Here is a 9,687-nt window from a genome sequence, read left to right on the forward strand (position 1 = left end):
CCATATTTTTTTGCAATAGCACTAATTGAATTTTGATGCGATAAACATTCGTTAATTGCCTGTAGTTTAGTTTCTATAGAAATTTTAGTCATAAAAATACCCCGAAAGTACTTTAACTTTCGGGGTATACGTCATGACGGATTGGTCTTTTAATTTGCTTAGCTATTGTGAGTGACGTACAAGAAGAAGACAAAGACAAGGGCTAAGATGTACATTAGCCAGTTGACTTCCTTACCACGCTTAGTAGCTAACATCGTGATTGGGTAAGTGATAAAGCCAAGGGCAATTCCATCTGAAATTGAGTAAGTCAATGGCATTCCAACCACAATCAAGAAGGCTGGGGCCGCAATCGCCATGTCTTCCCACTTGATGTTCTTCAAGTTTTTGGCCATCAAGATTCCGACCACAACCAAGGCTGGGGCAGTAACGGATGAAGTTACGACCGTTAGCAATGGTGAGAAGAACAATGACAACAAGAAGAACAAACCAGTGACAACCGAAGTCAAACCTGACCGACCACCTACGGCAATACCAGATGATGATTCAACGTAGGCTGAAGTAGGAGAGGTTCCCAAAACAGCACCAGTTGTCATTCCAACGGCATCGGCCATCAAAGCCTTACCGGCCCGTGGCATCTTGTTGTTTTCCATAAAGCCAGCTTGTTCAGCCAAACCAATCAAGGTGCCGGCCGTGTCAAAGAAGACAACAATCAAGAAGGTTAGGACAACCACCCACATTTGGAAGGTGTCGATGTGGCCAAGGTAGTTAAAGGCTTGGCCGAAAGTTGGCTTTAATGACGGGGCAGTTGAAACCAATGAGCTTGGCAACTTGATTTGACCAAAGACCAAACCAACGATAGTGGTAATCACCATTCCAACGAAGATCGCTGCTGGCGTGTTCTTCGCCATCAAAACCAAGGTAATAATAATACCAAAGATTGAAAGCAAGGTAGCTGGGTCAGTCAAGTTTCCCATGGCAACCATGGTTGACTTGTCGGCGACAACCAAACCACCGTCATGCAAACCAATAAATGAAATAAAGAGACCAATACCGGCGGCAATGGCAGTCTTTAAGTCGGCTGGGATGGCGTCGATAATCTTTTCGCGGACCTTAAACATTGTTAAGATCAAGAAGATAACGGCTGCCACCAAGATGCCGGCCATCGCTGTTTGCCACTTAACGCCCATTCCAATGACAACGGAATAAGCGAAGAAGGCGTTGACCCCAAGACCTGGGGCAATCGCGATTGGGTAAAGGGCGACAATTCCCATGAAGATGGTGGCAATCGCAGAAGCGATGGCAGTGGCGGTAAAGACCGCTCCCTTATCCATCCCGGCGTCACCCAAAACCGTTGGGTTCAAGAACAAGATGTATGACATCGCCACGAAGGTGGTAAAGCCGGCAATGAATTCAGTTCTGAAATTCGTGCCGAGCTTGTCAAACTTAAAATATGATGCAATGAAGGACATAATTATCTCCTTAAAATATTTTTCCTACCTGAATATTCTAGCAGGAAAATACCACTTTGTTTAAATGAAAATCAAAATTTAGGGAAATAAAGACGAACTTTCTAAACGAATTTTAGATAATTGTCCATTTTATCGAACGTTTGTCTCTTTAAGAAAGCAAAGGGACAATAGTCCGCCTTGTGATGCTTTGGGCTTTAATTTGGATGAAAAAATCCAGGTGGCTTTTGCAAGTTGGGCTTGACTCAGAATTTTTGCCAAGGACAATTGAACTAAGCTATAATAAGGTAACTTTGAAAAATCGTAAAAAAATTGAGAGGGGCAGGAACTATGGATCAAAAAACGTGGGAACGACTGGTAAAGTATACCGAATTGCAGGGCACTTCAGGTCAAGAAGACTTGGTTCGGTCTGCCTTTAAAGAAGACTTGACCCCCTTGGTTGATACGGTCTACCAAAACGACTTAGGCGGAGTTTTTGGCGTAAAAAATGAAGCTAGCCAGGGTCCCCGGGTAATGTTTGCTGCCCATATGGATGAAGTCGGCTTTATGGTTTCTGGTATTCTGCCAACTGGGGCCTTGCAGGTGGTGGCTTTAGGCGGTTGGAACCCTAGTACGGTTTCGGCCCACCGGTTTACCTTGTTTACCAAAAAGGGCCAATACCCAGTAGTCTCATCAGCGGTTTCACCACACTTGCTCCGCGGTAAGACCGGTGGGGCTAGTGCCTTAACCATTGATGACATCTTGTTTGATGCTGGTTTTGAATCCAAGGACCAGGCGGAAGCTTTCGGTGTCCGCCCCGGTGACTTTGTTGTGCCGGCTACTAAGACAACCCGGTTGGCTAACCCTAACCGAGCTGTTTCAAAGGCCTATGATAACCGTTTTGGTGTTTCGGCGATTTTGACGGCCTTAGAAAACTTGCAGGGCGTTGAAACTCCTAATAATTTGATTGCCGGTGCGAATGTCCAAGAAGAAGTTGGCTTGCGTGGGGCTAAGCCCGCCGTGAACCAATTGAAGCCGGATGTCTTTTTTGCCGTTGATTCATCAGCGGCCAACGACCTCGACCAAACGGTCGGACGTCAAGGCTTGATGGACCAGGGAACTTTAATCCGGGTCTTTGACCCAACGGTGGTGACTTCACCACGGTTAAAGGAATTTATTTTGCAAACGGCAGAAGACAATAAGGTTCCTTACCAGTACTTTGTTTCAAAAGGTGGGACCGATGCTGGGGCCGTTCAGGGACAGTTTGCTGGCTTGCCAGCGGTCTCACTTGGCGTGGCTTCCCGGTATATCCATACGCACGAAACGATTTGGTCAATTCCAGACTTTGACGCAGCCACTGAATTGGTGACGGCGATTGCTAAGAACTTAGATGACTCTGTTTACCGAGATATTGTGGGGCACTAATGTTTAAGAAACTTCAATATTTAGATTATTGGATAGCCGTCCCCTACGCGGTCTTATCCCTTTTGGGAATTGTGATGGTCTTTTCGGCCACCCAAGATGCTTATCTATCACCAATTATGTCCTTTTCCAAGCAGGCCATCTTCGTGATTATTGGTTGGACGGTGGCCTTTTTGGCCTTTAAGTTTAAGCGGTCGGTCTTACGGCAGCAAAAAGTTTTAAACGGCTTGATGATTGTCACAACCTTGCTGTTAATTGTTGCCCGGTTAGCGCCGGCAATTAACGGGGCCCACGGTTGGATTAACATCGGGCCGGTGACCTTGCAGCCAGTTGAGCTAGCTAAAATTGTTTTGATTTTGTACTTTGCCCACTGGTTTGAAAAAAAGCCTTGGCAACCAAATGGCGGCCTTTCTCGGCAAATCCAGCAGTGGACTGCGCCAGGGATGCTCCGCAAGCTCTTTTTGCCCTTTATCATGGTGACAATGAACGTCTTAATGCCTGATTTGGGAAATATGTTTATCACCATCGCCGTCTTGTCGATGATGCTAATGGCTTCTGGTGTGACTTCGCGGGCAAACATTGTTTTCGTAGCGATGTTCTTTATCCTCTTGCTCTTCTTGCCCAACATCATTTCGGCCTTCCACCTGGGTCAGTCATCATCTTATGCCATCCGGCGGTTATCGAACTTCGTCGATCCTTGGTATAATGTAGACCAGAGTCGTCAGCTTTTGTACGCCTACTATGCGATTTCACACGGTGGTTTGTTTGGGGTTGGTTTGGGGAATTCACTATTGAAGCCTTACTTGCCTGAATCAAACACCGACTTTATCATGGCGGTCGCAGCCGAAGAGCTAGGCGCCATTGCCATCTTGATTGTCTTAATCACCTTGATGATTTTGATTGGGCGTTTGGTTTACATCGGTATCCGGCAAAAAAGCCAGTACAACCGTTTATTCTTGTACGGTTTAGCTGGGCTGATGTTAATGCAATCCTTTGTTAACTTGGGTGGGGTCCTAGGACTTTTGCCAATTACTGGAGTGGTCTTCCCCTTCATTTCTGGAGGAGGGTCTTCCTTTGTCTTCTTTTCGGCAGCGGTTGGTTTAGCGCTGAACGTGGCCGCTCAAAACAAGGAAATTATTACACCAGCGCCACAAGATTATGCGGCGCGAAGGGAATTGAAACGTTAATATGTTTACCATGAATAACCGACGGGCCCTTTACGTTTACATGCGGGGCTTAAAAAACGTCAAGCAACTGGCCAAATTTGGCGATGTGACCTATATTTCGAAGAAGATGCACTACGTTTGTTTGTATGTTGACGAGGACCAGGTCGAAACAGTTGTTGAAAAATTAAACCAGTACCGTTTTGTTAAGACGGTTAAGGTCTCACCGCGGCCTGAAATCGACCCTGACTTAGAAAACGTCCACGATGATGTCTTCTTTGAAGCCTATGACCAAAGCGAGGGTGCTAGCAGTCAGGCGATTGCTGAATCACTTAGCCCACGGGCAAATGCAGACCAAGACAGTCAGGAACAAGGGCCAGCAGCTACGAGTCAGTCAGACCAAAACGGGGGGCAAAGCTAATGCGGGTAATTGCTGGAAAATTTGGCGGCTTGCGTTTGGAAGCCGTCAAGGGTCGGCAAACGCGGCCAACAACCGATAAAATCAAGGAAGCTATCTTTTCGATGTTGATGCCTTATTTGACTGGTGGCCAGGTTTTAGACCTCTATGCCGGAACCGGGGGCTTGGCAATTGAAGCGATTTCGCGGGGGATGGGCCAGGCAGTCTTAGTTGACCGGCAAAAGGCGGCGATCGATGTCATCCATAAAAACATTGAAAAGACCCACTACGAAGAAGCCTTTCAAGTTTTGAAAGTGCCAGCAGCTGCGGCCTTGGCCCGGTTAGCCAGTGAAAACCAGGTCTTTGACCTGGTCTTATTAGACCCACCCTATGCCAAAGAAAAGCTCAAGGCTGATTTGTTAGCAATGGAAGATGGTGGCTTGCTCCGTGATGGTTCTGTAATCATGATTGAATCCGACCAGGTGGCTGATTTACCAGAGCCAAGCCCAAACTTAACGTTAATCAAGCAAAAGGACTACGGGATTACCCGGGTGTCCTTGTACCAGTACCAAGCAAAAGGACAGGATTAAGATGAGAAAAGCAGTATTTCCGGGTTCTTTTGACCCATTAACCAACGGCCACTTAGATATTATCAAACGGGCTTCAGCCCTCTTTGACGAAGTCGTTGTGGCAGTTGGAACCAACACTAACAAGCAAGGCCTTTTTACTCCTGACGAGCGGCTAGAACTTGTGGCTGAAGCAGTTGCCGACCTCCCCAATGTGACAGTTGGTAAAGTTGAGGGCCTGACCGTTGACTATATGCAGTCCATTGGTGCTAAGTTCTTAATCCGTGGTTTGCGGAACGTGAAGGACTTTGAATACGAACGCGATATTGCCGAATTGAACTCAGTCATGGCCGGGGTTGAAACGGTCTTGCTCTTGGCGAAGCCGGCTAACCAAAACGTGTCATCATCGATGGTTAAAGAAATTGCTAAGTTCGGTTCAGATAAGCTGGAAGCCTTTGTTCCTGCTGTGGTCGTGAAGGCTCTGGGCAAGCACTTTGAATAAAAAATGGGCGCTTTACAATTAAATCGATAATTTTTTAATACCTCTTACGTCTAATGACCTAGGAGGTATTTTTTATGTTTGAAAAAATCAATGTTCAAGCACTGTTGTCCTGGGCCAAGGCTCATTTGAAGGTCGCTATCCCAGCTGCTGGTGGGGGACTACTAGTCCTATTATGGCTGGTCCATAGCCTTTTGGGAGCAGTGACAAAACCTAGCCAGTCCGCCCAGCCAACCCAAGTTAGCCTTAGTCAAAAAAGTGGGCTGCCGGGGTCGAATGAAAAACGGCCCGGGACGACTAAGTCGGTTGGACCTAAGTTAGCTGACCAAGCCAAAACCGGCAAAGTGGTTGTCGATATCAAAGGAGCTGTCAACCGACCCGGACTATATGAATTAAAAGCTGGCAGTAGGATGCAACAAGCCATTCAACAGGCTGCTGGTTTAACTGCTGAGGCCGATGCGAATTTGGTAAACCTGGCCCAGCCAGTTACGGATGGGGCTGCAATTTATATCGCCAAAGTTGGTGAAAAGCCACCGGCGGGGTTAGGTTTATCCACCGGCGCTGGTGGAAATGATGGGGCTAACAAGGCCCCAGTCAACTTGAATACCGCAACGGCTAAAGAACTAGAAGCTCTGGACGGGATTGGCCCCAAAAAGGCCGAGCAAATTGTTGCCTTCCGTGAACAGCAGCACCTCTTCCGGTCAGTCGATGACCTCAAAGAAGTTGGCGGGATTGGTCCGAAGCGTTTTGACCAGCTGAAAGACCAGGTGACGGTCTGATGGGAAGTGATAATAAAACCCGGTCGACCTTTTTGCTGGCATTGTTGGTTGGCGCTTTGTCGTTAGTGTTTGGCCAAGCCAATGCATTAATAATCACGATTTTGCTAGCTGCTATCATTGCAGTTGGCTGGTTTACTTGGCAAAACCTTCGGGCCGGTCTGCGGATCTTGACTTTGGCCCTTTGTTTTGCCGGATACTTTGCATATGGCATGGTGAAATTGGACCAGCAGGCCCGACAACCAGCGGAAAAAGACCAAGCGGTTGTTCTGACTGTTTATCCCGATGACTTAAAGTTTGATGAAGACAAGGGGCAGGTCAAAGGGGTGGCTCGCATGGCTAACGGCCAATCCGTCTGGTTTTTCTACCAGGTTAAAGCGCTGTCGGAATGGCAGTCTTTAAAAGCTAACCAGCAGACGTTAACAATTACCGGACAAGGTAATTGCCGTAAAATCCTACCAGCCACCAACTTTCATCAGTTTGACTTCCGGATGTTTTCCAAAACGAAGTGGATTACCCACCAGGTCATTGTTAAAAGCGGGCAAATTCAACCGAGAAAGGCTGCTAACCTGAAAGAAACCGTCCTCGACTTTTTTCACCACCAGCACTATTTGGCGGAAAAATGGGCAGTCCGTTTGCCAGAGCCATTACAAAACTATGCTTTGGCGCTAATCTTAGGGTCCAAGAACCATTCGCTGTATGAAGATAACCCAGAAATTAGAGATTTGGGGCTTATCCACCTGTTCTCACTATCGGGTTTTCATGTTAGTTTTCTGTTGGCAGTTTTGGCAAAGGTTGGCCGGCGGTTTTGGTTCTACCAGGAATTCACGGTTGCCCTGCAGGCCTTATTACTACCAGCATTTTACCTCTTTACTGGGAGCCCGCCAATCTTGGTTCGGGCAGTGGTAGCTGGTGAATTACGGCTCTACCACCAGCACCGGCGCAGTCAAGTCAGCCCCATTTGGGTTTGGTCGGTCGCCCTGTTAGTCTCATTGCTAGTTAACCCCTTAATCTTGTTTACCCTAGGTGGCCAGCTGTCCTTTGCTTTGACACTGGCCCTGGCACTAACACCCAGATTAACGACCATCCAACGGGGGTGCTTTTTAACCCTGGTAGCCTTTCCCCTCATTGCCAGCCAGCAGTATTCCTGGAACCTCTGGCAAACGGCCGCCAATTTATTAGCCGTTCCGGCCTTTACGGTTGCCATCTTACCGGCCGTGTTAGTGGGCTACTTTGGTCAGCAGGTGCCGGGCATTGCCCCACTGGCAAATACAGCCGTTCGGGCCTTTGATAAAGCAGTCCAAGTCGTTGGTAATTTTCCCGGGCAAATTGTGGTCGGTGACTTTTCTTGGCTAGCCTGGTTAATTTTGTTTTGCCTGCCGTGGCTAGCCTTGCAGGGCAGTGTAAAAGTCAGGTGGCGGGTTGCAACCACCTGGTTGGTCACCTTTGCCATTAGTTTTTACCTAGTCCACTGGCCAAAGGAGGGCGAGTACACCACTTTTGATATCGGCCAGGGGGATGCAGCCCTACTGCGCGAACCACGGAATAAATCGGTAACGCTAATTGATACCGGTGGGAAAGTTTCCTTTGCTGGTGCCCCTTGGTTAAAGGGCCAACCAGGCCAAGAAAAAGCTAGCAAACCACTAGAGGGACAGGCCAAGTCGGTGATTGTGCCTTATTTGCATGCTAAGGGAATTAGTCGAATTCATAACTTAGCCTTTTCCCACCAGGACCAAGACCACTTGGGGGATGCCCAAGTGATTTTGGAAAACTTTCGAGTCGACCGCGTTTTGGTGCCAGCGGGGATGGAGGTCCAGCCGGCCTTTAAAAAGAAGATTGCCCCGTATTTGCACGGGGCCAAGGTCGTGGGGGTAACAGACCAGACTACTTTAAGAAAAATGCCACTCCGACCAGTCCATCCTTTTGAGGCTGGGATTGGTGAAAACGAAGATTCCTTGGCCTGGGTCGGCCAGGTTGGTAACCAGGTTTTATTTACGGCTGGTGACTTGGGCCAGGAGGGTGAAGCGGCGGTTGCGGTCAAGTATCCTGACCTAAGGCCAACGATGGTCAAGTTTGGCCACCATGGGTCAAAAACGTCAACGGACCCGGCCACCTTTGCCAAATGGCAACCGAAGATTGGCCTGATTTCGGCCGGACGGGATAACCGCTACGGCCACCCGAACCAAGAGACCTTGGAAACGGCTTTGGAAAATCGGATGTTGGTCTACAGTACAAAGCGCCAAGGTATGCTAAGATATGTATACGAAGAAAAACGGAGCAAAGCTTTTCAAGTAAAGAGTACCTATGACCTTACAGACTTTGAAAAATCAAATTGACCAGGATGCCCTGCCGGCCTTGTACCTCGTTCAGGGGAATGAAAGTGCCTTAATCGAAAAGGCCCACCGGACTTTTGGAACGATTATTCAGCCAGAAGACCAGGAAATGAACCAGGCTAGTTATGACTATTCTGAAGTTGGGCTGGGGGATGCCTTGGCGGATTATTCGTCAATGCCATTTTTTGGTGACCACCGGTTAGTGATCGTTGAAAATCCAACCTTTTTAACTGGGAAAAATAAGTTGGCCGAAGACCAGGAACAAGGACTTTTGAATGCCCTAGGCAACCCAGTCCCTGGTAATTTACTCGTTTTATTTGCCAACGATTTAACCCTAGATAAGCGTAAAAAGGTGACCAAAGAGGTCTTGAAGCAGGCGGAAGTCTTGGAGCTAAACGCCCTAGACGATCGGCAAACCAAACAGGCCCTCCAGCAATTTTTGGCCGCCCGGCAGGTGAAATTGGCACCGGAAGCAGAAGAAGAACTTTTGCTACGGACGCAGGCTTCCTATTCGAAGGTGTTGGCCGAAGTGCCAAAATTATTAGCCTATGCGGCGGATTCTAAAACTATTTCATTGGAAGCCGTGACTGGTTTGGTACCAAAAGAATCAACGGCCCAGGCCTTTGACTTAGCCGACAATGTCTTGAAGGGCAAGGTCAAAGAGGCCTTAGACCTCTACCATGACTTAGTTAAAAATGGGGAAGCACCACTTCGCCTAAATGCCTTATTGCTCGGGCAGTTCCGTTTGCTTTTGCAAGTTGCTGGCCTCCAGGGGTCTGACCAAGAGGCCGGTAAGGCCTTGGGTGTCCACCCTTACCGAGTCAAGCTGGCCCGGCAATCACTGCGCCAGTATTCCTTGGCTAAGGTCCGAGACGGCTTTTTGCAAATTTTGGAGATGGAAATTCAAATGAAGTCGAAGACGGTCGACCCCGTCTTCTTATTTGAAAGCTTTATGGCTAACTTTTAAACTGATAAAGCAAAAGCACCCACTGACCAATCATGTGACTGATTAATGATATGAACCCCGAAATTTGGACAACCAAATTTCGAGGTTTTTATTATGTCCAAATTATCAAAAGAAGACAA

At 47.8% G+C, this 9,687-nt stretch carries 9 protein-coding genes; 8 read left to right on the top strand and 1 reads right to left on the bottom strand.

The window, feature by feature from the left end; all coding sequences use genetic code 11:
* Positions 1–158 precede the first annotated feature (158 nt).
* A complete protein-coding gene (locus AC5162_RS06220) occupies positions 159–1,469 on the bottom strand; it encodes an NCS2 family permease (RefSeq protein ID WP_496534391.1) in 1,311 nt (436 codons plus the stop codon).
* Between the two features lie 327 nt (positions 1,470–1,796).
* Here AC5162_RS06220 and pepA point away from each other — a divergent pair, with 327 nt between their 5' ends.
* The 8 genes from pepA (at position 1,797) to holA (ending at position 9,568) form a co-directional block, all read left to right on the top strand.
* Positions 1,797–2,870 carry a glutamyl aminopeptidase gene (pepA, locus tag AC5162_RS06225; RefSeq protein WP_496534392.1) on the top strand — a complete coding sequence of 358 codons (1,074 nt, stop codon included), beginning with the start codon at positions 1,797–1,799 and terminating at the stop codon, positions 2,868–2,870.
* A complete protein-coding gene (locus AC5162_RS06230) occupies positions 2,870–4,054 on the top strand; it encodes an FtsW/RodA/SpoVE family cell cycle protein (protein ID WP_496534393.1) in 1,185 nt (394 codons plus the stop codon). Before pepA ends, AC5162_RS06230 begins: the two co-directional genes overlap by 1 nt.
* Before the next feature lies 1 nt (position 4,055).
* The gene (locus AC5162_RS06235) at positions 4,056–4,451 is read left to right on the top strand and encodes a YlbG family protein (RefSeq protein ID WP_496534394.1); all 396 of its coding nucleotides are present in this window, start codon (positions 4,056–4,058) and stop codon (positions 4,449–4,451) included.
* Positions 4,451–5,017, top strand: coding sequence for a 16S rRNA (guanine(966)-N(2))-methyltransferase RsmD (gene rsmD, locus AC5162_RS06240; RefSeq protein WP_496534395.1), 567 nt, complete (start codon positions 4,451–4,453; stop codon positions 5,015–5,017). Before AC5162_RS06235 ends, rsmD begins: the two co-directional genes overlap by 1 nt.
* A 1-nt stretch (position 5,018) precedes the next feature.
* On the top strand, positions 5,019–5,495 hold the full coding sequence (gene coaD, locus AC5162_RS06245; protein ID WP_496534396.1) for a pantetheine-phosphate adenylyltransferase: 477 nt from the start codon (positions 5,019–5,021) through the stop codon (positions 5,493–5,495).
* Positions 5,496–5,569: 74 nt separating this feature from the next.
* Positions 5,570–6,271 carry a helix-hairpin-helix domain-containing protein gene (locus AC5162_RS06250; protein WP_496534397.1) on the top strand — a complete coding sequence of 234 codons (702 nt, stop codon included), beginning with the start codon at positions 5,570–5,572 and terminating at the stop codon, positions 6,269–6,271.
* On the top strand, positions 6,271–8,604 hold the full coding sequence (locus AC5162_RS06255; protein WP_496534398.1) for a DNA internalization-related competence protein ComEC/Rec2: 2,334 nt from the start codon (positions 6,271–6,273) through the stop codon (positions 8,602–8,604). The genes AC5162_RS06250 and AC5162_RS06255 overlap by 1 nt, the downstream gene beginning before the upstream one ends.
* Positions 8,573–9,568, top strand: coding sequence for a DNA polymerase III subunit delta (holA, locus tag AC5162_RS06260; RefSeq protein WP_496534399.1), 996 nt, complete (start codon positions 8,573–8,575; stop codon positions 9,566–9,568). Before AC5162_RS06255 ends, holA begins: the two co-directional genes overlap by 32 nt.
* The last annotated feature ends 119 nt before the right edge of the window (positions 9,569–9,687 follow it).

It is taken from the genome of Fructobacillus sp. ChS1-6f1-1-27, assembly GCF_059579415.1.

What these genes read in the sequence shown, in the direction of transcription:
- AC5162_RS06220 (WP_496534391.1), bottom strand. Translation starts at nt 1,469, where the DNA reads ATGTCCTTCATTGCATCATATTTTAAGTTTGACAAGCTCGGCACGAAT.
- pepA (WP_496534392.1), top strand. Translation starts at nt 1,797, where the DNA reads ATGGATCAAAAAACGTGGGAACGACTGGTAAAGTATACCGAATTGCAG.
- AC5162_RS06230 (WP_496534393.1), top strand. Translation starts at nt 2,870, where the DNA reads ATGTTTAAGAAACTTCAATATTTAGATTATTGGATAGCCGTCCCCTAC.
- AC5162_RS06235 (WP_496534394.1), top strand. Translation starts at nt 4,056, where the DNA reads ATGTTTACCATGAATAACCGACGGGCCCTTTACGTTTACATGCGGGGC.
- rsmD (WP_496534395.1), top strand. Translation starts at nt 4,451, where the DNA reads ATGCGGGTAATTGCTGGAAAATTTGGCGGCTTGCGTTTGGAAGCCGTC.
- coaD (WP_496534396.1), top strand. Translation starts at nt 5,019, where the DNA reads ATGAGAAAAGCAGTATTTCCGGGTTCTTTTGACCCATTAACCAACGGC.
- AC5162_RS06250 (WP_496534397.1), top strand. Translation starts at nt 5,570, where the DNA reads ATGTTTGAAAAAATCAATGTTCAAGCACTGTTGTCCTGGGCCAAGGCT.
- AC5162_RS06255 (WP_496534398.1), top strand. Translation starts at nt 6,271, where the DNA reads ATGGGAAGTGATAATAAAACCCGGTCGACCTTTTTGCTGGCATTGTTG.
- holA (WP_496534399.1), top strand. Translation starts at nt 8,573, where the DNA reads ATGACCTTACAGACTTTGAAAAATCAAATTGACCAGGATGCCCTGCCG.